This is a genomic window from Nitrosovibrio sp. Nv17, assembly GCF_900119085.1.
Classification (GTDB): Bacteria; Pseudomonadota; Gammaproteobacteria; order Burkholderiales; family Nitrosomonadaceae; genus Nitrosospira.
Map to the genome: position 1 here is coordinate 26,565 of NZ_FPIQ01000021.1, position 26,310 is coordinate 52,874.

At 65.7% G+C, this 26,310-nt stretch carries 23 protein-coding genes, 1 tRNA gene and 2 pseudogenes; 4 read left to right on the plus strand and 22 right to left on the minus strand.

All coding sequences use genetic code 11. From position 1 onward, the window contains the following. Positions 1-28: 28 nt before the first annotated feature. The 5 genes and pseudogenes from BT108_RS11065 to BT108_RS11085 all read right to left on the minus strand — a co-directional run. Positions 29-766 carry a DUF5983 family protein gene (locus tag BT108_RS11065; RefSeq protein ID WP_072294591.1) on the minus strand — a complete coding sequence of 246 codons (738 nt, stop codon included), beginning with the start codon at positions 764-766 and terminating at the stop codon, positions 29-31. 209 nt (positions 767-975) lie between these two features. After that, positions 976-1,368: a hypothetical protein gene (locus BT108_RS11070; RefSeq protein ID WP_072294592.1), complete on the minus strand. Its 393-nt coding sequence runs from the start codon at positions 1,366-1,368 to the stop codon at positions 976-978. A gap of 21 nt (positions 1,369-1,389) precedes the next feature. Then, positions 1,390-1,602 (minus strand): hypothetical protein, encoded by a 213-nt coding sequence (locus BT108_RS11075; protein WP_072294594.1) that lies wholly within the window; start codon positions 1,600-1,602, stop codon positions 1,390-1,392. 330 nt (positions 1,603-1,932) lie between these two features. Beyond that, entirely contained in the window at positions 1,933-2,490 is a 558-nt protein-coding gene (locus tag BT108_RS11080) for a hypothetical protein (protein WP_072294596.1), read from the minus strand. Between the two features lie 243 nt (positions 2,491-2,733). Continuing rightward, positions 2,734-3,186 (minus strand): annotated as a pseudogene (locus tag BT108_RS11085) (DNA cytosine methyltransferase); the annotation flags it as partial. 161 nt (positions 3,187-3,347) lie between these two features. Between BT108_RS11085 and BT108_RS11090 the strand changes: the two are divergent. Next, entirely contained in the window at positions 3,348-5,048 is a 1,701-nt protein-coding gene (locus BT108_RS11090) for an IS1634 family transposase (protein ID WP_072294597.1), read from the plus strand. 36 nt (positions 5,049-5,084) lie between these two features. Here the strand turns inward: BT108_RS11090 and BT108_RS11095 are convergent. From BT108_RS11095 to BT108_RS11150, 12 genes and pseudogenes are all read right to left on the minus strand, one after another. After that, positions 5,085-6,281, minus strand: a pseudogene (locus BT108_RS11095) (DNA cytosine methyltransferase); the annotation flags it as partial. A gap of 532 nt (positions 6,282-6,813) precedes the next feature. Next, entirely contained in the window at positions 6,814-8,826 is a 2,013-nt protein-coding gene (locus BT108_RS11100; protein ID WP_072294598.1) for a DNA topoisomerase III, read from the minus strand. A gap of 273 nt (positions 8,827-9,099) precedes the next feature. Further along, a complete protein-coding gene (locus tag BT108_RS11105) occupies positions 9,100-9,552 on the minus strand; it encodes a single-stranded DNA-binding protein (RefSeq protein ID WP_072294600.1) in 453 nt (150 codons plus the stop codon). Positions 9,553-9,625: 73 nt separating this feature from the next. Next, a complete protein-coding gene (locus BT108_RS11110; protein ID WP_072294601.1) occupies positions 9,626-10,159 on the minus strand; it encodes a DUF3158 family protein in 534 nt (177 codons plus the stop codon). Then, the gene (locus BT108_RS11115) at positions 10,156-10,938 is read right to left on the minus strand and encodes a PFL_4669 family integrating conjugative element protein (RefSeq protein WP_072294602.1); all 783 of its coding nucleotides are present in this window, start codon (positions 10,936-10,938) and stop codon (positions 10,156-10,158) included. The genes BT108_RS11110 and BT108_RS11115 overlap by 4 nt, the downstream gene beginning before the upstream one ends. A gap of 316 nt (positions 10,939-11,254) precedes the next feature. Beyond that, complete coding sequence (locus tag BT108_RS11120; protein ID WP_072294603.1) at positions 11,255-12,499, minus strand: STY4528 family pathogenicity island replication protein; 1,245 nt, start codon at positions 12,497-12,499, stop codon at positions 11,255-11,257. 2 nt (positions 12,500-12,501) lie between these two features. Then, positions 12,502-13,062, minus strand: coding sequence for a DUF2857 domain-containing protein (locus BT108_RS11125; RefSeq protein WP_065985248.1), 561 nt, complete (start codon positions 13,060-13,062; stop codon positions 12,502-12,504). Positions 13,063-13,077: 15 nt separating this feature from the next. Next, the gene (locus BT108_RS11130; RefSeq protein ID WP_072294604.1) at positions 13,078-14,733 is read right to left on the minus strand and encodes a ParB family protein; all 1,656 of its coding nucleotides are present in this window, start codon (positions 14,731-14,733) and stop codon (positions 13,078-13,080) included. Continuing rightward, entirely contained in the window at positions 14,726-14,974 is a 249-nt protein-coding gene (locus tag BT108_RS11135) for a hypothetical protein (RefSeq protein ID WP_023907650.1), read from the minus strand. Before BT108_RS11135 ends, BT108_RS11130 begins: the two co-directional genes overlap by 8 nt. After that, the gene (locus tag BT108_RS11140; RefSeq protein ID WP_072294605.1) at positions 14,958-15,833 is read right to left on the minus strand and encodes a ParA family protein; all 876 of its coding nucleotides are present in this window, start codon (positions 15,831-15,833) and stop codon (positions 14,958-14,960) included. The genes BT108_RS11135 and BT108_RS11140 overlap by 17 nt, the downstream gene beginning before the upstream one ends. A gap of 42 nt (positions 15,834-15,875) precedes the next feature. After that, positions 15,876-16,088 (minus strand): AlpA family transcriptional regulator, encoded by a 213-nt coding sequence (locus BT108_RS11145; protein WP_011347600.1) that lies wholly within the window; start codon positions 16,086-16,088, stop codon positions 15,876-15,878. A gap of 118 nt (positions 16,089-16,206) precedes the next feature. Beyond that, positions 16,207-16,962 (minus strand): hypothetical protein, encoded by a 756-nt coding sequence (locus BT108_RS11150; protein WP_072294606.1) that lies wholly within the window; start codon positions 16,960-16,962, stop codon positions 16,207-16,209. A 29-nt stretch (positions 16,963-16,991) separates the two neighbouring features. On the opposite strand from BT108_RS11150, the gene BT108_RS13840 reads away from it, so the two are divergent. Beyond that, positions 16,992-17,135 (plus strand): hypothetical protein, encoded by a 144-nt coding sequence (locus tag BT108_RS13840; RefSeq protein WP_177257309.1) that lies wholly within the window; start codon positions 16,992-16,994, stop codon positions 17,133-17,135. 761 nt (positions 17,136-17,896) lie between these two features. Next, positions 17,897-17,970, plus strand: a tRNA-Cys gene (locus tag BT108_RS11155). A gap of 188 nt (positions 17,971-18,158) precedes the next feature. Here BT108_RS11155 and BT108_RS11160 read toward each other — a convergent pair. From BT108_RS11160 to BT108_RS11180, 5 genes are all read right to left on the minus strand, one after another. After that, positions 18,159-18,752 (minus strand): hypothetical protein, encoded by a 594-nt coding sequence (locus tag BT108_RS11160; protein WP_072294607.1) that lies wholly within the window; start codon positions 18,750-18,752, stop codon positions 18,159-18,161. A 127-nt stretch (positions 18,753-18,879) separates the two neighbouring features. After that, positions 18,880-21,951, minus strand: coding sequence for an error-prone DNA polymerase (locus BT108_RS11165; RefSeq protein WP_072294608.1), 3,072 nt, complete (start codon positions 21,949-21,951; stop codon positions 18,880-18,882). Positions 21,952-21,953: 2 nt separating this feature from the next. After that, positions 21,954-23,426 (minus strand): Y-family DNA polymerase, encoded by a 1,473-nt coding sequence (locus BT108_RS11170; RefSeq protein ID WP_218184858.1) that lies wholly within the window; start codon positions 23,424-23,426, stop codon positions 21,954-21,956. Further along, the gene (imuA, locus tag BT108_RS13585) at positions 23,423-24,139 is read right to left on the minus strand and encodes a translesion DNA synthesis-associated protein ImuA (protein ID WP_072294610.1); all 717 of its coding nucleotides are present in this window, start codon (positions 24,137-24,139) and stop codon (positions 23,423-23,425) included. Before imuA ends, BT108_RS11170 begins: the two co-directional genes overlap by 4 nt. Positions 24,140-24,162: 23 nt before the next feature. Next, positions 24,163-24,756 (minus strand): LexA family protein, encoded by a 594-nt coding sequence (locus BT108_RS11180; protein ID WP_072294611.1) that lies wholly within the window; start codon positions 24,754-24,756, stop codon positions 24,163-24,165. 687 nt (positions 24,757-25,443) lie between these two features. Between BT108_RS11180 and BT108_RS11185 the strand changes: the two genes are divergently transcribed. Beyond that, positions 25,444-26,310, plus strand: a complete 867-nt coding sequence (locus BT108_RS11185) for a hypothetical protein (RefSeq protein WP_072294612.1) — start codon at positions 25,444-25,446, stop codon at positions 26,308-26,310.

Here is a 26,310-nt window from a genome sequence, read left to right on the forward strand (position 1 = left end):
AGAGGAAAGACGGCGCGTAGCGCGGCTGCTAGGACTCGGCCAGCGGCAGGCCCAGCAGCGCGGGTGCGTCGGCATCGAGGATGAGGATGCGCACATCGGCCTGGCCGGCCAGTTCAAGGATGTTTGCCAGGTCGTCCGGCATGCCCTTGCTCCGGTGCTCCTGCCGAAGCTGCTCGGCGGTGATGCCCTCGGCGTGCTCCAGGTTCTGGTCCGTCCAGGGCGTGGAGATCAGCTTGACGCCGATCGCCGGGCTGTACGGCACCCGGAAGGCGATGAACAGCATGGCCTCCGGCGTGGCGAGGTCCGCCAGGTTGGCGAGGTAGTGCCAGGTCTCGACCGTGATGTGCTCACGGCTGATCTCCCAGCACCGGCTGTAATAGCCGGTCTCGAAACTTAGGCGCTGCACGACTTCCCGCGCGGCTTCGGCCGAATAGGTGTCACCGATGTGGGCCGCGCGACCGTCAAAGTCGTCGCCACGGATGGCATAGACCACGGCGCCGATCACGCCTTCGCCGCTGACGCCTCCACCGGCACTGCATTCGGCCAGTACCTCGGCACCCACGGGTTCGGGGCCATTGCTGACCACCGCGAAATCGTTGGTGACGATGCAGGACGAAGAGATCAGCGTCTCGTCGGAGAGGTGATCTTGGCTCGCGTGGATGGTTCGCCAGACATGCGGTCTTCCATCGTCGTAGCTGATGCACAGCGTGCGGACGATTTTCAGATTCCAGTAGCCGCGGAGAAAGGGATTGGGTTTCTGGGACATGGAACTCTCCAGATTGAATAATGGAGCCAATTCCCGCCACCGGGAATTGGACCCGGTGGGTTGAAAATGGAAAATGCGTCAGGCAACGCTGACCTTGGCGGTGTCAGCACTGCGCTGGACGACGGGAAATGAATCGAGGGACATGGCCTTGTGGGCGCATGTCCCTCGTGGGGCGTGAACAGAAACGCGGTGATGTGCCGGAGACCGGCTCACCAGCCGTTGTAGTTCACGAGCAGGTCGGCGATGACCTTGCGGCGTTGCAGATCGAGACCGTCGAAATCCGACAGTCCGTGGAAGTGGCAGCGCTTGAGCATGGCACCGCCCTCGCGTGCGTTGTAGAAGCTGACCATGGCGGACAGGAACATGCGTTCCCCGCTGCTCAGGACGCCGAGGGCATCGTTGAGCCGCAGCATGTCGGGACGCAGATCCCACTTGCTCTTGGCCTGGTTCAGACCTTCACGGGTGCCGTCGCCGAACCACTCGGGGCCAGCGATCTCGACGCCGCGCTTCCACGCCTCGAAAAAGGCTTGGGGCGCAGCAGCGAAATGCTGCTCTTCCCGCATGATCTGATCGACGACTTCCTGCGGCAGTAGCTGGTTCATGACGTGATTCCTCCAGTTGGATCAGGGGATGGCGAGCTGGGACCAGCCGCCTCTTTCGAGGGCACGTTGAGCCGCGGCGTAGCTGCGGAAGTACTCGCGGGATTCCCGCGAAACGGGGCCTTCGGTATCGCGCGTGCCGATGTAGTGACCGGCGGCGCTTTGCAGGACTTCGAGCGGCAGGAACTTGCCGCAGTAGGTCAGGGCCAGTTGGCCGAAAGAGGCTTGCTCGGACATGGACGGGCTCCTTGGAAAAGCGGGGCCTCGTCCCTCACGGGATGGCAGCTCCCGCACGCGGTTGATAAAAAGCATCAGCGTCACGAGGACGCGCGTCCGCGGAATTGATGCGATGCGGACTGGTGGGCAACGCGGGAGAGACCCGCGGCAGCCTGGAACCCTGGCTGCTGGCATGTGCTGACGAATCAGCGAACATGCGGGCAGCTTCGTGCGCGGGCCGCGTCGCGTCAGTTGGAAAACGGCAACCGGCCCACCCCCGATTGATGTGCGCAGAGAAAAAGAAACCCCGCATCGAGTGCGGGGCTGTCAGGAGAGTGCGTCGGTGCTGTGTCAGTCGGGCTTGTCGCCCAAGACATGCTGCTTCCACAGCTCGAATGCCTGCTCGGGCGCAAGCTCGGCGAGGATGACGATGGGCTGGGCCTGCCGAGCGCGCAGCGAAGCGAAGTACGCCTTGCGGTCGGCGATGGCCTTGAGCTTGATGCCCTTGATGAACAGCAATTTGCCGTCCTTGATGAACAGCACCTTGTTGCCGATGTCGCGGTTGAACGCGGCTCGCACCTTGCGTTCCGCGTGCATGGCGTCGGCCAGTTCATCGACCAGGAAGTCGAGCGTCATGTCGATGTAGTGAGGGTCTTCGCCCTCCTGGCCGAGGTCGAGCGGCGCAGGCGGCAGGCCCTTGGCGAAGGCTTCGGCCTGCGCCAGCAGCGCCGCCTTGCCGTTGAGCGCGTGGAGGAACGTCGAGCCGCCGTGGCCGTCGTTGCGGGCCTCGGCGATGGGAGTGCCGTCGAACACGACGGTGGCGCTGAAGCACATCGTTTCCTCGCTGGCGAAGTCGGCCACCTTGAGGTTCTTCAGCGTGATGCGGTCTTGCTTGGTGATGTTGTCCATGGGAAGTCCTGAAATCGACCGGGTGGCGACATGCCCCCGACGGGACGTGGCGGCCATCCCGTGGGTTGGAGAAAAGAGGCATCGATGCCCCGGTGGGCAGCGTTCGCCGGTGAGATGCCGAGGCGAACTGGCGGGTGGCGCGGGTGGAACCCGCGGCAGCCTTGACACCCTGGCTGCGGGCTGCTGCCGATACATCGGCAATGCAGGAGGGAGAATGGCGCGGCCCGCAGGCTGCGTCGCCGATCAATCCGAAGCGGTCGAGCCCGTCTTGTGCAGGCACTGCACCAGGCGCCGGCCCAGCCATGCCATGCACGGGACAGCCATGGAGTTGCCGATCGCCTTGTAGCGTGGAGCGTCGGCGGCGGGCTTGCCGCGATACGGAATCAGCGTGTAGTCGTCGGGCATGCCTTGCAGCCGCTCGCACTCCACGGGCATCAGCCGCCGCACCCGCCAATGCGACCAGTCGCCGGGGCCAAGGGCGTTCCAGTCGTAGCGGAAATGCGCCTCGAAGTCGGGAGCCAGGACATAGGGCTTGTCCGCGCCGCCGCCGCTGGTGCGCAGTGCGCCCGCTACGCTGCCGCCCAGCTCGGCGGCAAGACCCTGCTCGCGGCCGCGCAGAGACACGCAGGCCACCATAGGCACGCCGTAGCCCGGCTTGCCGTTGGACAGTACGGTGCAAGCGACCTGGCCATGGCCCCCGGGGTTCGACACTTAACCCCGATTTTCGCGCCTTTTCGGAAAGTGACTCCAGTTCCGGCGCGGGTTTGAAGGCCATGATCGCAAAAGTGCTGTGGTGGCACGTTTGTAACAGCCACCGCCAAACTTGACGGCACTTTGTAGGTCGCTAAAGTGGCGGCATGCACGTCAAGCTCACCACCTCCGGAGGCCGCCGCTACGTCCAGCTCGTCGAGTCCTATCGCGACGAAGCGGGACGGGTGAAGAAGCGCACCGTCGCCACGCTCGGCCGCGCCGAACAGGTCGATGGGTCGCTCGACGCGGTCATCAACGGCCTGCTCAAGATCACCGGTCGCGAACCGATGGGCGCCAAGCCGCCGGCGCCCACGGTGTCGTTCGAGTCCGCGCGTGCGCTCGGTAACGTGTGGGCGCTGACCGAGCTGTGGAAGTCGCTGGGCTTCTCGGAGCTGCGGCGGGTATTTCGCCGTACGCGCCGCACCACGGACGTGGAAGCGCTGATCCGGCTGATGGTGCTCAACCGCCTGTGCGACCCTGAATCCAAACTCGGCGTGCTGCGCTGGGTGCAGACGGTGGCGCTGCCCGACTTCGGGCCGAAGGCGGTCACGCACCAGCAGTTGCTGCGCAGCCTCGATGCGCTGATGGATCATCAGGACGAGGTCGATGCGGTGGTCGCCGGGCTGCTTCGCCCGTTGATCGATCAGGATCTCTCGGTGGTCTTCTACGACCTCACGACGATCCGAAGCGAAGGACTCAGCCAGCAGGCCGGCGACGTGCGCCAGTACGGCATGGCCAAGGAGGGGCTGATTGCCCGCCAGTTCATGCTCGGCGTGGTGCAGACCGCCGAGGGGCTGCCGATCTACCACGAGGTGTTCGACGGCAACACGGCCGAGACGCGCACTCTGCTGCCCACGCTCACCAAGGTGCTCGAGCGCTTCCCGTCGGTGCAGCGCCTGGTGCTGGTGGCCGACCGGGGACTGCTCAGCCTGGACAACCTCGAAGCGCTGAAGGCCGTGCGCTTGGCCAGCGGCAAGCCGCTCGAATTCATCGTCGCCGTGCCCGGTCGGCGCTACAACGAGTTCATCGAGCTGCTCGAACCCTTCCACGAAGCGCAGTGCGCTGGCGCCACGCAGGAGGTCATCTCGGAGCACACCTGGAACGACCTTCGGTTGGCGGTCGCGCACGATCCCGCGACGGCCGCAACCAAGACCGAGCAGCGCAATGAGCGTGTCGACGCGCTGATCCGCCAGGCGGACCAATGGTCGGGCAAGCTCACCGAGCAGGATGAAGGCGTGAAGCACCGAGGGCGCAAGCTCTCGGACAGCGGCGCCAAGGCGCGCTTCTACCACGCGGTCAGCGAAGCGCACCTGTCGCGCATCATCAAGGTGGATCTGAGCGAGGAGCTCTTCAGCTACCACATCGACGACAAGGCGAAGCGTCTTGCCGAAATGATGGACGGCAAGCTGCTGCTGGTCACCAACGCCGAGGGCCTCGCCGCGCAGAGCGTGATTCAGCGTTACAAGTCGCTCGCCGATATCGAGCGCGGTTTCAAGGTGCTCAAGTCCGAGATCGAGATCGGCCCGGTGTATCACCGCCTGCCCGAGCGGATCCGCGCGCACGCGTCGATCTGCTTCATGGCGCTGATCCTTCACCGGGTGATGCGCAGTCGCCTGAAGGCGGCCAATGCGGGCTACACGCCCGAGCGGGCGCTCGAGCAACTGCAGCGCATCCAGCATCACCGCGTGCGCCTGAACGGCGGCGAGCCGGTGGCGGGGGTGTCGACGCTCAGCACGGAACAGAACGAGGTGCTTCATGCATTGGGGATAGAAAAACCAGCGGCGCCGGAGCAGTTGGCGCTGTTGTAGTGGCATTTTTGAAAGTGCGATCTAGCAAAAACAAGCACTTGCGAGCGTAACTGTCGAACTCGGGTGGCCCGACTCGAAGCGCACTTCACCGCGGTTGTTCTGCGCGAACGCGATGGCGGGCACGACCCCGGCGTTCGCATGGCTGTTGCGATGGCCGCCAGCGCGCAGCGTCGGCGTCAGGTCGAGCGTGGCATCCGCACCGCTGCCCTGGGCGGTGAAGGCGATGATCGGAACGCCCTTGCCGGTGCCGTCCTCGCTGCTGCCCTTGCCGTTGTTGGCGGTGTCGAGGGTGTGGGCGATGCTGCCGGCGACCGACTGCACCATGAACGTCTCGGTGCGGATGTCGTGCTTGGGGCCTGCGGCCATCAGGCATGCGGCCACATCGACGGGGCCAATGCCGCCGCTGAATCCGAACGTCGTCGTGACCTTGCCGTAGGGCTGCTTCAGTCCTGCGAATCCTGCAAGTCCTGCGCATGCGCCTGCTGCTTCAGCACCCGGTCCAGCATCGTGGGCAGCTTCTTGCCACGGCGCGCGGCCCGCACAAGAATCCCCGAGCAGGCCTGCGCGCTCAAAAAGTACTTCTGCGGGATCGAGGTCATCTCCACCACTTGCCACAAGAAACACGCGCTTGCGGCGTTGGGCGACACCGAAATATTGAGCGTCGAGCACGCGCCACGCGATGCGGCGGCGGGGTCCAGACACACAACCAGCGTGCGCCCACCGATCCCCTGGTGGCTGGAGCGCACGGCTTTCTCCTGCCAGTGCCCCCAGGAAATGCCCGAAGGCATTGCTGCGGTCGTTGAGGACGCCGGGGACGTTTTCCCAGACGAGCGTTGCCGCCGGGCGGCGGTCTTGGTGGCGGGTTTGATCGATGGCATCGGCTAACTCCACGTAGGCAAGGGTCAAGGCACCGCGCGGGTCATCCAGCCCGCGCCGCACACCGGCAACGCTGAACGACTGGCACGGCGTGCCGCCGACCAGGATGTCGGGCGCCGGCACGGTGCCGGCGCGCACCTGGCGGGCGATCGTGGTCATGTCGCCCAGGTTGGGCACGCGGGGGTAACGGTGGGCGAGCACGGCGCTCGGGAACGGCTCGATCTCGGCGAACCACGCGGCTTCGAGGCCGAGGGGTTGCCAGGCGAGGCTCACGGCCTCGATGCCGCTGCACACGCTGCCGTACAGCAGTGGCGCGGCCTGGGGCGCACCGCGTAGGGTGCGAGGTTGCGGGTTCATGTCGGGTCTCCTGTTCGTGTGGCCCTGGACCGTGTGGCCTGGCCGGACGTTGATTGGCAGGAGAAAGGCGCCGAAGGCCTTGCGGCCTTCGGCTCGGGAGGACGGAACCACCCGTGGGCTGTTGCAGGCCGGTCGTCGCTAGAACCGTCTGCTGTCAGCAATCGCACCCGGCGCATATCGTGGTTGGCGCCGGCATCTTCTGGCGCACATCCGCGCACAAAAGGAGCCCAGTTTTTCGCCGTTGGGCACGGCATCGAATACCGCTGACCGCGAAGGGTCTCCGGGTGGCTCGCAGGCTGGCAAGCCATCGGGGGACCCTTCGCAGAGGCGGAAAATGCAGATCAGCAGAACGCGCCGGGAAACCCCGGACATGGTTCGTGGAGAAGCTACCTTCAGGCCCCGCGGCCGGGGACGGCTGGGCGGGACGCGCACACGGACAAGAGAAGGCGTTGCGCGCTGGGCGTCCCGCAGGGCGTGCGGGACATGGGCCACGCCGCCGATGGCGGGCACGGCTCTCGGGGAACGGGGTCGGTCAAGAGCCTTTGCGGCCGCTACTGCGCGGGCGCGAGGCACCGCGCTTGGACGCGCCGGTTTCGACCGGCAGCGTGCCTTTGCAGTCGGGGTAGCGACTGCACGACCAGAAGGGGCCGGCCTTGCCGGTGCGTTGGCGCGTCGGTGCGCCGCACTGCGGACAAGCAGGCCCCTGGGGAACCTTGATGGACAGCGAGGTGCTGCCGTACTGCGCGATCAGTTGCGAAATCCATGCGGCCTGCTTGCCGATGAACACGTCCAGGGTGAGTTGTCCGGCCTCGATCATGTCGAGCGCCTGTTCCCACACGGCGGTGGTTCCGGGGTCGGCAATCGCCGCGGGTACGGCATCAATTAAGGTGAACGCCGCATCCGATGCGCGAATGGAGCGCCCCTTCTTCACGATGTAGCCGCGGGTGATCAGCCCGCTGATGATGTTGGCCCGTGTCGCCTCGGTGCCGATGCCGACCGTATCCTTGAGCTTCTGCTTCAGGCGCGGGTCTGTCACCAGCTTGGCGACCCCCTTCATGGATTTGACCAGTTCGCCTTGCGTGTAGGGCTTGGGCGGCATCGTCTTGAGCGCCTTGATCTCGGCCTCGGCCACCTGGCACGCCATGCCCTGGCGCAGCGCGGGGAGTACCTGGCTGCGCGCGGTGGTTTCCCCGTCCTCGTCCGCTTGCGGCTCGGCCAGCACCAGGCGCCAACCCTGGGTGGCCACCTGCTTTCCGGCGGCCGCCAGCTTCTGCTGGCCGCAGGACAGCTCGGCGATCGTGCGGTCGAACTCGTGGTGAGGGAGGAACTGCGCCAGGTAGTGCGCGCGGATCAGCCGGTACACCGCCAGTTCCTTCTCGCTCATGGCCGAGAGGTTCGCGGGTTCCAAGGTGGGAATGATGCCGTGGTGCGCCGTCACTTTGCCGTCGTTCCAGGCGCGCGAGCGCTGGGAGCGGTCGAGCTGGCCCATGATCGGGCGCAGCGAGGGGTCGGTCTTGAGCAGGCTGTCCAGAACAGTCGGCACCTCGGCGAACATGCTTTCGGGCAGGTAGCCCGAATCGGAACGCGGGTACGTGGTGGCTTTATGGGTCTCATACAGGGCCTGGGCGATCTCCAGCGTCTCCTGCACATCCAGCCCAAGCTGCTTGGAACAAACCTCCTGAAGCGTTCCCAGGTCGAACAGCAGCGGCGGGCCTTCGCGCACGCGCTCGGTCTCCACTGACGCCACCTGGGCAGCACCCGCCGCGCGGATCTGCTGCGCGGCCTGTTGGGCGACGGGTTGCTGCAGACAGCGGCCCGAGTCATCGGTACAGCCATCGGGCGGAACCCATTGCGCGGTGAAAGCCTGGCTGCCTGCGGACAAGGACACGTCGATGGCCCAGAACGGCACCGACTTGAAGGCCGCGATCTCGCGGTCGCGGTCCACGACGAGCTTCAGCATTGGCGTCTGGACGCGCCCGACGGACAACACGCCGTCGTAGCCTGCCTGCCGCCCCAGCACGGTGAAAAGTCGGCTGAGGTTCATGCCGACGAGCCAGTCGGCGCGCGAGCGCGCCAGCGCCGAGTAGTACATCGGCAGCGTGTCGCCCGAGGGCCGCAGCTTGCCGAGTGCGGTGCGGATCGACGCATCGTTGAGCGCCGAGAGCCACAGGCGTTCGATGGGGCCGCGATAACCGCAGAGTTCGATGATTTCGCGGGCGATCAACTCGCCCTCACGGTCGGCATCGGTGGCGATGACGAGATGGGTCGTTTTCGCCAGAAGCGCCTTGACGACCTTGAATTGTGTGGCGGTCTTCGGCTTGACCTCGACCCGCCACTGCTGCGGAACAATGGGCAACTGCTCAAGCGACCAGCGCTTGAGCGCCGCGTCATAGACCTCGGGAGCTGCCGCTTCTACGAGATGGCCGATGCACCAGGTAACGGTGACGCCGGAGCCGCTGAGACAGCCTTCACCGCGCTGCGTCGCGCCGAGGATTCGACCAATGTCTTTGCCTTGCGATGGCTTCTCGCACAAGAACAGCCGCATGTCCGTCCATCCGAATTCCGTGGTTCATTGAGTTGCTGGAATCGAGGATGCCGAGCACCACCTGGGGCAGCAGCAAACAAGCCGCATGCGGTGGCGACCACTTTCACGGGATGGAATGGCGGGGACGGGAGTGGCGTGCGGCCGGGAGGGTGCGGTTCGGGAGCCGCGGTTTTCGGGAGCGCGTAGAAGCCGGTGGACGTTGATGGAGCTATCCCCTGGGGATAGCTCGCACGGGCATGGGGCGACGGACGGCTGCCGGCGCCCCATGCAGAATCACTTCCTGCGCTTCGGCTCCTTCGGCGCGGTCGGTTCCTGGGCGGCCTGGGGTTTCGGCTGCGTGTCCTGCGCGGTCTCCTGCTGCTTGGGGCTGAGAGTCACGGACTCGATGCGGAACGGCAGGATGCCGACGCTGCGCGCGTTGATCTGCCAGGTCTCGCGTGGCTGATCCTCGTTGTCCGTCCAGGGTTCGCGCTCCATCCGGCCGACGACCAGCACGCGCATGCCCTTCTGGTAGAGGTCCTTCCAGCGTTCGGCATCGCGGTGCCGAAGCTCGACGGGCGCCCAGAAGCCCCTGCGGTCCTCATAGGTCCCGTCCTTCTTCGGCACCGGGTTGTCGAAATAGACGTTCAGGCGCAGTAGGCGTCCCGGCTCGTCGTTGCCATTGGGAAACTCCCGGTACTCGGGGGGCGAACCGATGTTGCCCTCGCCAGAAAAATGCGTGCTCATGTTGCAATCTCCTTGGTGGTTGAAATGCCCGCACCTGGTCGGCGGCGGGCGCGTGCTGGGGTGCCTGGCGCGATCACCGATCGCGCAGGGTGGGCGGTGTGGACTTGAGCCGGCGCAGGTAGGCGTCTTCCGCCTCGGCGGCCTTGCTGGCGCACTCCTGCGCCTGCCTGCCCAAGGTGTGCAACAAACTGATCTGCATGTTGAGCGTGATGCGCTGAAGCTCGATCGCGTGCAGGTCGGCCAGAAGGTTGACCGGCGTGCTGGTGCTCGCCATCAGCTCCTGCCACAGGGCCACGCCCATGGCCGAGCGGTCGTGCTTGCGCCAGCGCAAAAACGCCGTTCCCGCGCCAGTGGTCTGCAGGGCCAGTTCGATGGGGAGCAGGTGGAAGGGATGTCCGAGGGCCTGTTGCAGCACCTGTCGCTGCGCCAAGCCAATCAACTCGTCGCGCATGGCGAAGCACTGGCTGGCCCAATCCTCCAGACTCCCCTTACCTTTAAAAGGAAAAGGTCTTAAAAAGCCTTTTAGAGAGCCTGCGTGTTCCAGTCGCATGAAGGCGGTCTGTTGCAGCGGGCGGAAGTAGCGGGTTTCGCGATTCGGGTCGCTCATGCCTGCTCGTCCTCGCCGGCCGTCGCTTCGGGAGCCTCGGTGGCGGCGGCTTCGTCACTGGCGGATGGTGCTGCGGCAGGACCGTCACCGCGCTGCTGCAGGCCACGGCGCACGATGGGCGGCGCGAACTTCGAGCGGCGCGTGCCTTCCAGCACGTCCTGCGGCAGCTCGCCGAACTTCTCCAGTGCCGCCCGCGCTGCGGCATTCTTCGCGGCGAAGTCGTCGCGGGTGCAGCCCGAGTAGCGGTACTGCTGCGCCAGGCTGAAAAGACTGCGCAGCGCATGCGCGCCTTCGTTGAGCCAGCGTTCGAGCGTCGAGCGATCGATCAGCGCGGTGTGGTGCGCGAGGATCAGCTTGCGGGCGATGTCGTCGTAGTCGGCGAGCAGATAAACGGCGGCAAAGCCGAGCTGCGCATTGACGAACAGCGGCAGCTTGACCGGCTGTACGTTGAGGTTCTCGCCCAGGGTGAGTGCCGGCGGCACGCTCGCGAGAGCCTGGTCCACCTGTTCGCGCAGCGATTGCAGCGTGGCCTTGGTCTGGTCGAGCTTGTCCTCGATGCGCAGCATCCAGAAGTCGCTGTACGGGTCGTCCTGCTCCGAGCCGCGCCGCATCTTGTTCATCTGGGCGATGTAGCCGTTCAGGCCGACGATGCCCGGTCGCCCCTCGGCGGCGGCGCGGCCGTGCCAGATGCGCGAGGCGTGGTGCGTGTGCAGCGTCAGCGACATCGCGCTGCGCAAGGAGCCGAGATTCAGTTGCAAGGGTTCGTTGGTCGTTGCCATGGTGTCCGCTCGTTGTTGGAAATGAGCGGCCAGCTTCGGCAGGAAGCGGAAGGCAGTCAGTCAACAAACCGAAACCCGCCCGTCCCCGGTTCAGGGCGCGGTGGGTGCATGCGTCGCGAGCTATCCCCAGGGGATAGCTCCATGGAGCGCCAAGGAACGCTGCACAACCGGCTCAGCCCGGACGAGGCCGATCCCGCCGCAGGCGATTAAGGCCTGGCATGCAGCGGTTCGACGTCGTAGCCGTCAGTGGAACTATCCCCTGGGGATAGTTCCATCAACGTCCACCGGCATCCACTTCACCGCCTTGCACACCTGATCACTTGCTGGCGAGCAGGTTGCGCAGCCGCTCGATGTGCTGCTTGGCGACTTCTGGCGGCACTGGCTTGCCCTGCGGCTGGGATGGTGGCGGTGCTGGTGGTGGCGGCCGCTCGTTCGGCGCAACGGGTGCCGATGGCGCGTCCTTCTTGGCCCAGGCGTTGAACTCGCCATGGATGGCCCGCTGGATGATGCCGAACAGGTACCCCGCAGGATTGCGGATGCCATGGTTGCTGCATCGTGCAGCCCATTCGTCCAGCACCGCCTGCCTCAGCGCAGCATCGACCTGCTGTAGTGCCACCCGCGCACCCGTCTGCTGCTCTGCCTTCAGTTCCGCGAAGCGCTTGGGCCATTGCAGATCGCCCAGCGCGCGCGCATGCGCGGTAGTACGTACTTCATCAATACGACTACTACGTACTGTACGGGCCTGCTTCGGATTCCGAAGAGAGGCGTCTGGCGCGGGTTTCGACCCTGCTTCGGATTCCGAAGTGAGGTCATCGGAATTCCGAAGAAGGCTTGTCGGCCCTTCTTCGGATTCGTGTGTGGCATCCTCCTGTGGATAACTTGCGGTCGCCGTGATGCCTGGGCTGGCGAGGCGTTCGGCCAGGACCTGCAGCCGTGACGGCAGCGTGCGGCCGGACAGCAGCGGGTCTTCCGCGATTTCCTTGAGCGTGTTCAGGCCGACCATCTGGACGGCCTTGGCCGAGTGGCCGAGGGACTGGCTGACCAGCGCCAGGTAATCGGCGTCGAGCTGCATCGCTTCAAAGGGCGTCAGCGGCTCGTCGTGCAGGACATAGAGGTTGCCGAGGATGCGGCCGGTCTTGGGGTCGCGGCGGCGCCGCACCAGGCTCAACCATCGGGTGAGGCGCAGCAGTGTCAGGGCTCGCGCCACGGTTTCGTGCGAGGCTTGCCCGGCGCAGGGCATCGACGCCAGCCAGGGCCGAAGCTGTTCATACGTCGGGAACGCCGTCACGCCATCGTCGTTGAGCATCAGCCGGAAGACCTGCCAGGCGTTGCGCTCCAGCGGCGTCAGGCGACGGTCGAGGAACAGCCGTCGCGGTACGGTCTCGTGCCGGTTGCCGCTGAACAGGAAGGCATCGCCAGACGCCGGGCCCGTGGCCATGGCGACAGGTGTGGGCGGGGGCGCGTCGGCGTTGGGCTTGGGCACAAGGTCTTTCAGCGCAGCGTCGAACAGGTCTGCGAGTGCGATGGGGCCACGACGTGGTGCGGTGTCGTCCACGGCCATGGTCAACCTAATCCCTGATCGACCCAGCTCTTGATCGAGGCCCAGACCACCGACAGAGGCAGCGACATGCCTTCGGCCAAGTCCATGGCGGCATCGAGGATGGAGGTCTCGTCTTCGAGATCGACGTTCCTGCTGCTGGTCACGGCCTTCCATTGCCGCCACAGCTCCGTGTCCTGCTTCTCGTCCAGCACGGGATGGCGACCCTTGCGCTTGGGCAGGCCGAGGATTTCGCGGCGGAGCGCCACTTCCTGGTGGGTGAGGCCGTAGAAGCGGCTGACCATTTCGGTGCTCGCGCCGACGCGCAGCATGCGATCGACCGTGGCGATCTCCTTCTCCACATCCTGCGCCTGCCTGAGCAGACGCCGGAGCACTTCGCGGTTGACCGTCACCGAGCACCACGAGACGTTGGCGTTGGCCAGCACGCTGATCAGCGCGGGATGCTTGAGGGCGTCCAGCTCTTCCTCGCCAAACCCCATCAGCTTGCAGCGGCGCAGTTGCCCATTGCGCAGGTCATAGAGGGCCTGGGCGATGACGGCCTGGTTGAGTGGGTGTGGTGCGGACATGCTGGTCTCCCTCGGTCACGTTCCAGGGTCCGCAGCGCCGGCGTCCAGGTCGAGCAGACGGCGGGCCAGCCGCAGCAGCCGGAACAGCTTGACCAGTGCGGTGTCGCTCAGTCGCCGGGTTGCGTCGCCTTGTCCGTGCAGCAGCGCCGACAGGTCGATGACGAATTGCCTGTTATCCAAGCCGACGTCGGCGGGCTGCTGACCGGCTAGGCATGCCAGCAGCGCCAGGGCGGCACGGCCCAGCGGCCCCGGGTCTTGGGCGTGGGTACGGCAGGCGAAACCGATGCCGTCTGGACGGTCATCGATGCACTCGTCCAGGCGGGCTTCGCCCGCGATCTCGCGGGCGAACTGCGCGACGTGGATGCGCAGGCGCTCGGGCGTGTCCAGGCTCGCGTCGATGTACCAGACATCAGAGATCGGATAGAGCCCGCCGGCCTGCACGGGGATGGACTGCAAGACGTTCGCCGAGAAGTCGGGCGGCAGCGCATCGCCCAACCGGTCGGCGACCATGCGCTGGATGGACTGGAGCCGTTCGGTCGTTGGCGCCGGTGAGACGATGTGCTTCTGAAGCAGGTGGTCGTTCGCTGTCGGACTGGCCGTGCCCGCCTCGTTGGCATCTGCGTCGCTCTCGCGCGTTGAGGTGGGAGACGCAGGGCCTGCAGGCTGCGCTGCCGGTGCTGGCCCTGTGGTGGGCGGAGAGCCGTTGGCAGGTGGGCGCGCGATAACCCCAGGCTCCGGCAAGGTGGGCGGTGTCGAGGATGGCGTCGGATCGCTGACCAGAGCGCGCTGGCGGATCTCGGATTCGGTCATGTCCAGCGCGAGCACGTCGTAATCGACGCCCAGCAGCTCGGCTATCTGACCGATCAGTTCGTCCTGTACGCGCTGCGCGGAGAACTCGTCGGCCTGTACATCAAACTGCGACAAGACTTCCTGGAAGAACTCGTCGAAGTCCTGGACCAGCGTGCGGCCCTTGGCGTAGCGCTCCCACGCGAACATGCAGGCCTTGCGCATGACGGACAGGCGTTCGACCTGGTGGCGGCCGAGGCCGCCATAGAGCACGGCGGGGATCGCCGGCAGGAGGTAGCGCACCGCGTCGTTCATGCGGCTGATGTGCGACTGCTGGACCGGGAAGCCATCGGCGGCCAGGCGGCGGGCCAGTTCGGACTGGCTCAGGGCGGCGCCGCTTTCCTGCTCGTAGAACTCGCGCGCCTTCTCGACGCCGAGGGCGCGCTCGATGAAGGTGAGGCCGCCGCGCAGTTCGTTCTCGGCCAGGTGGCCGGTCAGCATGACGACTTCGCCGCGGCTGGGCCACGGCCGGAACAGGCACGATATGCGGAAAAACTGCTCGTCCTTGGTCTCGGACCACAGTTCGCGCAGGATCGCCAGCCGCGTGTTGCCGCCGTTGCGGATGATGTAGTGGTCCTCGCCAGGCCGTCGGGTGATGGCCGGTGCCGCATCCAAGCCGCGCTCGCGGATGGATGCCTTGATTTCCTCATAGGCCGGATTGCGCTTCTTGCGCGGGTCATGGTCGTAGGGGCGTAACTGGTCCAGGGTCACGACCATGGGTGTGTCGGCGATCGGGTCGCTCAAGGCCGACGCGGCCGGGCCGCTGCGCTCGAACCCTGCCGCGAGCAGCTTGCCGGCCATTTGCTGGGAGGTGATCTCAGCCATGGCTGCCTCCCTGCGCTTGGGATCGTGCCTCGCGCTCGGCGCGGCGGATCTGCGCACGGGCGTTGAGGGCGGCCCGGTGGTCGCTGGCCGTCGAACTGGTGTAGATCGCGGCACAGCCTGCCTTGGTGAATTTGAGGTGGCCGCCCGGCGTGCGCTTGACGTGCCAGCCTTCACCGACAGCGAACTCGATCAGGGCGCGCAGCCGTTTGTGCCCTCGGGCAAGTTCATGTGCGTTCGCCATGGGGCCTCCCGGTATCAAGAGGGACTGGCGAACGGCCGGACACCGCGGCAAATCGGTGTTGCCACTGCGGGAACAGCTCGCCGGCGAGGCCGCGCATGGTGTCGAGCGCGGCGGGGGCGACTCTGCCCGGTGGCTGGCGGTATTCGACCCGATGCACTGGCAGGCCGCGCGTCGCGGCGCGCGGATAGGCTTCGATGGCCGGCACGTCGGTGGTCAGCACGCGGATGCCGGCATGGTCCTGGAACAGGTCGCGCAAGGCCTGCTGGATCAGTCGGGCGTTCGCCGACACGGGGTGGACGCGGTTGATGAGCAGGTGCAGCGGTGGCGGCTCGATGCCGAGGTGCCGGTACGGTGCGATGTCTTCGAGCAACTGCATGGTGCCGCGCCGCAGCTCGCGCGCCGCGAGGATTTCCGGGGTCACGGGCGACAGCGCAACGTCGGAGGCGAGCACCGCCATCTCCAGCAGCACCGAGCGCGCGCCCTGGGTGTCGATAAGCACCAGGTCATAGAGGGGAGCCAGGACCGGCAGCAGGTGCCGTAGCCGCAGGCGCCCATCCGGCGCGTGCAGCAGCAAGGTGTTCAACTCGCCCCGGTGGTCGTTGGAGAGCACCAGGTCCAGGCCCCAAATGATTGTGCGGGACACGAGCTGGCCGAGGTCGCGCTCGTTGAAGGCCAGCAGCTCATAGATGCCACCAGGCGCACGGTGTTCCAGTTCGTAGTAGGACGACAAGGTGGGCTGCACGTCGAGATCGAGCAGCAGCACGCGCAGCCCCGCGTCGGCGACGAGCCCGCCCAGGTTCGCGGCCGTGGTGGTCTTGCCGACGCCACCTTTCGTTGAAATGATGGATACAACCTGCATGGCGTTCTCCGTGTGAGGATGGAAGGTCCGCGGGAGAACGGGTCAGGCCCGGTTGTTGACGCGCTCGGCGATCCACTGATCGATTTCGATGGAATCCCAGCCGACGGCGCGCACACCCAGGCGCAGCGCCTGCGGGAACTGGCGCTTCTTCATCAGGTTGTAGATGTGGGCGCGCTTGAAGCCGGACTTCGCTTCGACTTCTTCCAGACGCAGAATGCGGCGCTCGTTGGGTGGCAGTACAGGTGTTTGCGACATGGCGGTCACTCCTGAACGCTCAGTGGCGTTTGTTGGCGTGACCTCTATTCAATAGACACGGCTGCGGAAAGACATTGCAAATGCAATCTCCGCGACTGCACATACAAGCTGGCAATCCTCAGAGCGTGGCGCTATGCAGCCGGCGTCTGGCCGTGGCGAACTTGCCGTTCAACGTCCGCTCGGCGATCCCCATGACGCCGTGGTGATGGGCGACCAGTGCGCTGACCACAGCCTCCTGCGTCTTGAAGCTGGAGTACGGCGTGCCCGATGGCGACTGGCCGAGCATCAGCTCCAGCATGCCCCCGATGATGTTCAGGTAGGTGGCCTCGGCCCGATCGCTGATCGGGCACTGCGCGCAGGCGGGAATCACCGTGGACTGCTTGAGCAGCGCGTCGTGCTTGTCCTGCAGCTCGCGAAGTTGACGCTTGGACTGTTCCAAGGCGGATTTCAGGGCGAGCTGCTCAACCAGCATGGCTTGCCCAGTCTCCAGCGAGATGAAGGGATGGGTGATGCGCTCGCTGCGGGAGAAGAGAAAGCCTGGTCGCTGTTCGGGGTAGTGCTGGCGCATCCAGCGCTTCAGATCGACATGGCGGACGGTGAGGTCGGGAGAGTCGATCAGTTCGGTGTCGTGCATCGTGATGCCGTCCCGCCCGAAGGGCAGCTCCCCATTGAGGATGCCGTCATAGATGCGTTCGGTGTACAGCCGCAGTTCGCCCCAGCGTGGGCAGTCCAGCGAAAGTGGCAGGTTCCGGGGCGACGAAATCGAGGCCAGGATCACCTGCTCGTACCGCAGCAGCCCGGTCCAGCGGATGGACGCTTCGATCGGGCGATAGAACACCTTTGATGTGGGTGCATCATTCTTGTTCTCTTGCATGCTCCGTCTCCTTCCAGGAGAAGAACTACATGGCCGACTCCTTTGCCGCCGACCTCATGGCCGGCGTGTTGTTGTCTGTGCAGGAAGCGAGCCCCAAGGGCGGCTTCGTCATTGGGCTTGAGTACCTCTTACCAGTCGGCGCTACTGGTAGCCGTCGTGTGCTCGATGTGTAAAAATTCATCGATTAGAAGGTCGAGCATCAGGACGCAGGCTCGACAGTGACGCTCACGCTATCAGGGTCGTAAGAAGTTGCGGCCCCTGCAAAACCGTCTGGGTATGGCCTGATATGCCAACGGTCTCAAGGGGTGCGAAGGGGATGGCAATCGTCATCCAACGTCCAGCCGGACGCAGCGAATGCGCTCCCGTCATGCTCATCCCGGCATCCTGATATATCCATAAAGAATCGCGCGCCGACGCACCATGGCTAGGGTGTGCGTTCTTCCGGCGTGGCTTGCGCAGATGGGCGCCGCGATGTGCGGTGCGCGCCTTTCCACCGTGGCATCCGAACTGCCCCGACATCGGAAGCCTGCTGCCTAGTCGGCATCGCGGTGAAGACGCAGAAGCAGAGAACGGGATATGGGTGGCTAGTTCGAGTCCACGCGGATGGCGATGTGCGGGGTGCGGGTCTGGTGCGCGGAGTGTGCGTCTCTGGACGTCGATGGATTTCTTTGGACGAACTTGTTGCCGGGGACGAAAAACAAGGCTACAATTGAGGTCTTCGCTGGCCACCTCGGCGAAGAAAGTGTTCGGGAAACAACGACTTACGCGCTTAGTAAACGTCTCGTTTCCCGCTCCAGTTCGAAGGGAAAATGGATTCTTCAGCAGGGCCGTGCACGTGCAGACCATGCGCCCTCGCAGAAGCCGTTTTCCCTTTTTGGTTTCCATGTCGTTTTCTGCATCGCAGTGCCGGGCGGTGGTTTCCGGCGCATCAAATGGCGGGGTGGCAGAGTGGTCATGCAGCGGCCTGCAAAGCCGTCTACGCCGGTTCGATTCCGACCCCCGCCTCCATTGAATCAATGATTTACACGAGGCTCGGCAGGGTTTTAGGAAACGTTTCCTACGATTGCCTGTCTTCGACATTTGTCATATCTGGATTTCTGGATTTCTGGATTGGAGATATTCTTTCCCCGACGCTCGGGCGCACATATTTTACGGTCATCGACTCGATAGCATGGCGTAGCAGTTTCTAGAGCGTCCTACCCAGCCAGCACCAGCCACTGATTGTTTCTCACCGTTTTCCAGCATCGCCCCAGGATCTGCACGTTCAATCCCTGCTTGCAAAGGATGCCGGCAGATTTCTCGCTCACGGCTCCGCATTCGATCACGAAGCGCAGGAGTTGCACCAGTTGCTCGTAGTTCCGCAGTATCTGGAGCTTGTAGGCGCTTCGGGCCTCTGCGTTGCTGGTGAGATTCTTGACCATTTTATTTTCGGCGCGCGCGACCTTGAAGATCGTGATGACCGCGCTGCCGAGATCTGCGAACGTTCCTACCGCGGCGGATATTCCGCCAGGATCGCCGAGGGACAGGTTGGGGGCCGGCCCGAAGTATGCATTGTCCGGGCTGCGTTCGTTGCCCACGATGCCGCCAAGTTCCTTCAACAGGCTCTTGGGCTTCGTGATATATCTGAGCGTTCCCAGATCGGAGGAGATTTCTCCTTCGAGGCGGATCAAACCTGAGGCATCCAGCTGTGGGGGACGCTGTTCGCGGCCGGGCTCGTGCCTGTAGAAATTCTCGACCAGCGTTTTCATCTTCCCGGCGTTGTTCTTGCACCATTCATGCTCTTCGCTCATGTCGTCGCTCCTGTTGCAAAGCTTGATTATGGGACTGGACCCCATCAATTTCAACTGCTTCAGGATAGCCCGCCACCGAGAATCCGTACGGGGAACGATGATTCTCCCATACGGGTTGCGCTGAGGCTCAGTGGAAATCCCGGCTCTCGGTCTCCAGGCTGCCCAGCAGGCCGCTGTGGTCGAAGAGCCGGCGGGCGACCAGGTGAATGACGTTGTCCTTGCGCTCGACGATGCCGTACACGCCCAGGAGGCGTGAGCCGAGAAGCTCCCGGCGCTGGCGTTCGACCAGATCGCTCCACACGACCACATTGATATAGCCGGTTTCGTCCTCCAGGGTCACGAACACGACGCCGCTCGCCGTGCCCGGCCGCTGGCGGCCGGTGACGATCCCTGCGACACGAATGAGCTGGTGGTGGCGTGCGTTCCTCACATCCTGGGAATTTCCGAAGCGCATGGCCATGAGCCTTTTTCTGAGCAGCGTCAGGGGGTGGCGGCCGAGCGTGAGCCTCAGCCGCCGGTAGTCGGCTGCAATGTCCTCGCCTTCCGTGGGCGGCGCTAGCATGGGCTCGGTTTCCACGCGCTCGCCGAGCGCCAGCGGGAGATCATCCGGTATGAAGGCCAGCGTGCGCCACAGGGCCATGCGGCGGTGGCCGGCCAGTGCGGACAGCGCGTTCGCTTCGCCCAGGGCGTCGAGCTCGCACCTGCCGAGCTGTGTCCTGTGGAGAAAATCGTCCGTATCGATGAAGGGAGCGGCTCGCCGGGCCGCGACGATGCGTTGCGCGCCCGTTTCGGGGAGTCCCTTGATCGCGCGCAGGCCGAGCCGTACGGCCGGCGCTCCGCGCGGGCCCGGCTCCAGCGTCGCCAGCCAGTCGCTCGCGGCGACGTCGACGGCCCTCACCTCGACGCCATGGCGTCTTGCATCCTGCACCAGCTGAGAAGGGGAATAGAAGCCGAGAGGCTGACTGTTGAGCAGTCCCGCGCAGAAGGCGGCAGGCTCGTGGCGCTTGAGCCAGGCCGACACGTAGACGAGCAGGGCGAAGCTTGCGGAATGGCTCTCCGGGAAGCCGTATTCACCAAAGCCCTGGGCCATCTGGTAGATCTGCCCGGCGTATTCCTCGGAGTAGCCGCGCTCCAGCATGCCCTCGGTGAGACGCTCCCGGAAGGGCTCCAGTCCACCCTTGCGCTGCCAGGAAGCCATCGCGCGCCGCAATCGGTCCGCCTCGCCCGGCGTGAATCCCGCGGCGACCATGGCGATCTGCATCACCTGTTCCTGGAAAATCGCCACTCCGAGCGTGCGCTCGAGCACTCCCTGCACCTCCGGCGACGGATAGCTGACCGGTTCTTCCTTGGCGCGGCGCCTGAGATAGGGGTGGACCATGCCGCCCTGGATCGGTCCCGGGCGCACGATGGCGACCTGGACCACGAGATCGTAATAGCAGCGAGGCTTCAGGCGCGGCAGCATGGACATCTGCGCGCGCGATTCCACCTGGAAGACGCCGATGCTGTCGGCGCGGCCGAGCATGGCGTAGACGCGCGGATCCTCGGCGGGGATGTCCTGCAGACGGATGGCCGAGCCGCGATAGCCGTTCACGAGATCCAGCGTGCGCCGGATGCAGGTGAGCATGCCGAGCGCCAGCACATCCACCTTGAGCAGCCCCAGCGCGTCGAGATCGTCCTTGTCCCACTGGATGACGGTGCGGCCCCGCATCGCCGCGTTTTCGATCGGGACGAGGCGGGAGAGCCTGCGCCGGTCGATCACGAAGCCGCCGACGTGTTGGGAGAGATGGCGCGGGAAGCCGACGAGCGTCCCGACCAAGGCCTGGAGGTGGCGCATGGCCGGGTTCGCCGGATCGAGGCCCGCGGCGGCGAGCCGGTCGTCTCCGACGGTGCGTCCGTCCCACCAGGCCAGGTCGCGGGCAAGCCTGCCCACCTGGTCGAGGCCGAGGCCGAGCGCCCTGCCCACGTCGCGCACCGCGCTCCTGGGCCGGTAGGTGACGACGCTGGCGGCGATGGCCGCACGATCGCGGCCGTAGCGATCGAAGACGTACTGCATCACTTCCTCGCGGCGCTCGTGCTCGAAATCCACGTCAATGTCGGGCGGTTCGTTGCGCTCCCGGCTGATGAAGCGCTCGAAGAGCGTCTGCATGCGATCGGGATCGACCTCGGTGATGCCGAGGCAGTAGCATACCGCCGAGTTGGCGGCGGAGCCGCGGCCCTGGCACAGGATCCCCTTTTCGCGCGCAAAGCGCACGATGTCCTCGATGGTGAGGAAGAACGATTCGTAGCGCAGTTCCTCGATGAGCGCGAGTTCGTGCTCGACAATGTTCCGCACCTTGTCCGGAAGACCGCCCGGATACCGGGCCGCGGCGCCCGCATAGGTGAGTTCGCGCAGGTGGCCGGCGGGCGTCCCTCCCTGCGGCACCAGCTCTTCGGGATATTCGTACCGGATCTCGTCGAGCGAGAAGCGGCATCGATCGGCGACGGCCTGCGTCTCGAGCAGAAGCGCGGCGGGATAGATCGCTGCGAGCCGCTCGATCGCGCGCAGGTGCCTCTCGCCGTTCGGATGGAGGGCCGAACCCGTCCCGGCGACGGGGAGGCCGAGGCGGATGGCGGTCAGCACGTCCTGCAGCGGCTGGCGTGCGCGCACGTGCATGTGCACGTCGCCTGCCGCCACCAGGGGCAGTCCGGTGGCGGCGCCGATCCCGGCGATCCGGGCGAGCCGATGCGCATCGTCCGGGCCGCGATGCAGCTCGACCGCGATCCAGGATTGGCCGGGGAAGGCTCCTGCGATCCAGTGCGCCTGCTCGCGCTCGGGGGGATCGTCCGGCAGCCACAGGACGGTGCAGGCCGACATGCCGGCGAAATCCGCGCGGGCGAGGCGGTATTCGCCCTTGGGAGCGCGGCGCCGGCCGAGCGTGATGAGCTCGCACAGGTTGCCGTAGCCGGCCAGGTTCTCGGCGAGCAGCACCAGGCGCAGCCCGTCCTGGAGGCGGAATTCTGCCCCGATGATGAGTTTCATGCCCGTTTCCGCAGCCTTGACGTGCGCGCGCACCGCGCCGGCCACCGAACATTCGTCGGTGATGGCGAGCGCGGCATAGCCCAGCCTGGATGCCTGCGCGACCAGTTCCTCCGCATGCGAAGCGCCGCGGAGAAAGGTGAAGTTGGTGAGGCAGTGCAGTTCCGCGTAGGGGGGCGGCATGCCTATCCAAAAACGCCGTGGAGATACCATGCGCTGTCGCGGTGCTCGCGGTAGATCCAGAGCGTTTCCCCGCGCGGGTTGCGCGCGACGTAGTAGTCCCGGTGCGCCGGTTCGTCATCCCACCAGCCCGATTCGATGCGCTCCGGGCCGGCGAGGAGATCCAGCCGGCCGTGGCACATGGGATTGCCTGCGTGGATGGGCAATGCGCGGGGCGGCTGCAGCAGCCACAGCGGTCGCGGCCCGGGCGCGAGGGGGACGGCCCGGCCCGGGCCCGCCGGGCCGGCGGCCTCGCGCAGCCGCCAGCCGCGCTCGGGGCGGTGTCCGTCCAGCGGCTGCACGCCGTAGATCCTGCCGTGGCCGAGCCGGGCGGCGAGCCTGTCCATGAGGTGCCCCCATCCGATCGCCCGGGTACGTGGATCGGGAAAAAGACTGCGGCTGCATGCCTCGTAGGGGAGCAGCCGGTCGGCGCAGATCTCGAGCGCGAGCACCGGGGCCATCAATGCCGTGCGCGCGAGCCGCTCGCGGGCGAGCGCGAGGAAGCGTTCCGCGCTGCGTTCGGGGGCAACCACGCCCATTTCGATGCGCGTCCTGCCGTGGTTCATGTGTTCGAGCAGCAGATGCCACCGCTGGACGCCGGCGCCGCGGCCGCGCAGGAAACCCTCCAGTTCCTGCAGGAGGCGCTTCAACGGGAACGACAGGGCCAGTGCGTCCGCGACCTCGAAGCCGAATTCGGCGCGGGCCGAGAATCTGTCCGGAGGCGTGAAGGCAGAGTGCGGATCGGGGGCGGTGCCGAGGATCTTGTCGAGATCGAGTTGCGCCGCGGCGCCGAAGCGACGGATGAAGCCGTCGCGCGGCAGGGCCAGGCATGCCCCGATGCGGCGGATGCCCAGCGATCGGAGCGGCGCGGTCGTGCCCTCGGGCCAGTCGAGGAGCGAGAGCGGCAGGTTTGCCAGACGCTCCGGCAGCGTTGCCGGAGCGGTGCACATGCGTACCCGCAGGCCGGCATGCCGCGCCCGGGCAAGCAGCCATGCCGCCCGGGGAGTGGGTGCGATACCGGGTTCGGCATGATAGCCCAGCCCGGCGATGCCTTGCCGGATGCGTCCGAGCAGGCGGGCCAGGCCGCCGTGCAGGTTCAGGGTCGATGCGACTTCGAGGATGAGTCCTCCGGCGGGATGGAGCGTCACGCCCGGCGTGAACTGGCAGGCCCAGCAGGCGAGATTGTGCAGCGCCCGTGTCTCGGCGGCTTCATCCCGCTGCACGACGGCCAGTTCGCCGACGCGCGCCCGTGCGGCTGCTACGGACATGCCGGGCTCGACGCCGCGATCGAGGGCGGCCGGATTGGCGCAGCGCACCACCGCCTGGGCCGCCGGGCCGTCGACGACGGCACAGGGCCGCTCTTCCCTGTTCGCGCGCTGGGCCAGTTGCAGGGGCAGGTCGGGCAGGCAGATCGCGATCCAGAGCATGCCGGCGCTCATCCGGCGCTCACCCGCATGCGGGCGGGAGGCGATGCGGTCGCCGGGAAGACGGAAGGCGTCGTGACGTCCGACGCGATCCAGTGCGCGGGGAAGGGATACACCGGGATCGGGCGGGCGCGCGCCGCACCGCGGCATTTGGCGATGTGGATCCGCAGTGCGCCGTCCGCGGTTTCGAGCCGGAGCCGCAGCGGTGCGGGCGACGGCGCGGCCTGCGCGTGCGTGCCGCGGTATGCGATGCAGAGCGCATCGCCCTTGCCTGCGGCCAGATGCAGCCGCTGCAGGGCGCGGTAGTCCAGCACGCGGCCGGCGGCCGGCATCCATGCCAGAAGGGCGCCGCATTCTCCCGACTGCAGGATCTGCTCGGCCGACCACAGGAGTTCCGCGCCCTCGGCCTCGACGACGAGGAGACGATCGAGCGGGATGCCCGCCGCATCCCAGGCACGGGCGTGCGGCAGATGCGGCGGCGCGACGAGCGCGACACGCCTGCCCTCGGCGCAGACCGTGCGCAGCGCCGGCATGAGCAGCGACAGCTCGCCCGCTCCGGTCCTGTCGACGAGCAGCTCGACCAGCGCGCCCATCGGCCAGCCAGCCTCAGGCAGCGCGCGATCGAGCGCGGGGAAGCCGCTGGAAATGCCCCGGTACGCTGCCGGCGCGACCTGCCCCCCATACCAGAGGGCGGGATCGCGCAGGATATTGTCGAAGACTCGCTGCATCGGGGCGTGGAGGGAGAGGAAAGCTATCGCCGGTAGGAGCGGAAGCTGCCCGTCACCACGCCCAGGATTTCCAGGGGATCGGGGCGCAGGACGGGGTAGTTCCCGGCTCTGTTTTCCGGCCTGAGGGCATAGCGACCGTTTTCCCTGATCAGCGTCTTGACCGTCGTTTCGTCGGCGAGGAGGGCGACGACGATGTCGCCCGCATCGGCCACGTGGCGGCGCTCGCAGACCGCGGTGTCGCCGGGCATGAGGCCCACGTCGATCATGGAGTCTCCCTTGATCGGGACCAGGAACGTGATCGAGGGGCGGTGCACGAGCATGGCATCCAGGTTCACCATGTCGGGAGGCGCGTCGATCGCCGCTTCCGGCATGCCGGCCCGCACCGCGCCGATGAAGCGCGGCCGCTCGAAGAAGCGGTCGGTGGGGACGAGGCGATGCTCGGGGGTGCGCCTGAGATAGCCCGCCTTCTCGAGGCGGCCCGCCAGCGCGGCGGCGGCATTCCTGGCGCGAAAGCCGAGCAGCCGGCTGATCGCCGCATAAGAGGGGATCAGCCTGTGCGCCGCGTAGTAGTCCTGCAGGATGGCGAGATGCTTCGGGTCGTGGTTCGGGCGGGGCATGGCCCAATATTATTGTACAAATGAACAATAATCAAGAGGCGAGGGATCGATGGGGTACAGAAGCATGTGCGACGACCTTGAGATCGGATGCACGTCCATTCCGAGGCGGCTTCACCCTTTCCTGCCGCAGCGTCGGCGGGTTCGAGCCTGTCAGGACGCGGACACGGAGAAAAAGTAGGAAAGCCTCGGTTAAATCTGATTTTTTATATTTAATAATCAGTATATTATAATATATTATTCAAGTAGATTCATGATTCATGTCGGTTGCGGGCGCGCGTAGCCCTGCTGATCCCTTTCTCTCCATTCCTTCGTGCATTACGGCTGCCATGAACGGCATCGGTCCAGGTGCTGCAAATCAAGAGGTCAAGCATGATTGAATACCCATGATGGGATTCGGGTGTAAATACCTAATTTTATGAGATAAGATAGATGAGGAGATGGCAATGCGCTTTTCTGGATAATCCGAGCTTTATATCGACGGGACGCTGAAGCCCGACCTGTCCAGCCCGGGGATTGTCGCTGTCCGAACGATCCCGGGTGAGCCCCGGCCTTCCACGGCCATGGCAATTCCAGGTTCCGCAGCAGCCGGGCACCATGCACTTCGCGTGGTGCCCGGTAGCCGTCTTGACTTCTGCCTGCGGATTATGCCGGCACTGGACTTTTGAACCATCCATGGAGGAATGACCCATGCAATACTTGCTTGACCCGATACGTCCCAATTCATGCATTTCCGCAGCGATCTTCTGCAGCGCCGTGCTGGCATTTCCATTGCCGGCGTTTGCCGGAGACGCGCGGACGCAGGCTCTGGAGCAGTCGCTGCGGCAGTTGGAGGCAAGCCTGCGGGCTGTGCGCGAGGAACTGGATCAGATCAAGGCGGAGTCGGCGCGCGAGTCGCGCAAGCTGGCGGAAATACAGGAGCGCTCCACCCGGCTGGAGCGACAGCAGGATACCCGGCAGGCAGCACCCGCGGCAGCGGCTCTTCCGGAACAGTCCGGCAAGCGCCACATGGTGTTCTTCCGGGGCGGCTACTCCCACAACTTTGACCATCGCGACGGTGTCTCCATCCACAGCGATGGCGCCGGCGGAGCCGGTGGGCGGCCAGACCGGGATGCCTGGTACATCGGGGCAGGCTTCGACTGGAATCTGACGAATGACGCCTGGGGCCTGGCGCCAGGCATCAGCGTCGCCTCCGAACTGATGTTCGAGTACAAGGAGTTCGCCTCACGAACCCGTGGCAATGCGCTGACACCCGTGGGAGCCGGAGTGAACGTCAGCCAGTTCACCCTGACGGCAGCACCCAAGATCAGATTCATGGAAGGATCGGACTTCCGCCCCTGGATCATCCCCGCCGGCCTGGGCATCCACGTGATCAGCCCCCCCTCCGAATCCATCACGGTGCTGATCCCGGGCATCATGTTCGGTGCCGGTGTCGACTACAGGATATGGAAGGACTTCTTCGTGGGAGTCGATACACGCTACCACCTGAGCGGCAGGAACGATGGCGTCAAGGTCGACGGCCTCACCGCAGGAGCATACCTCGGAATAGGCTTCTGA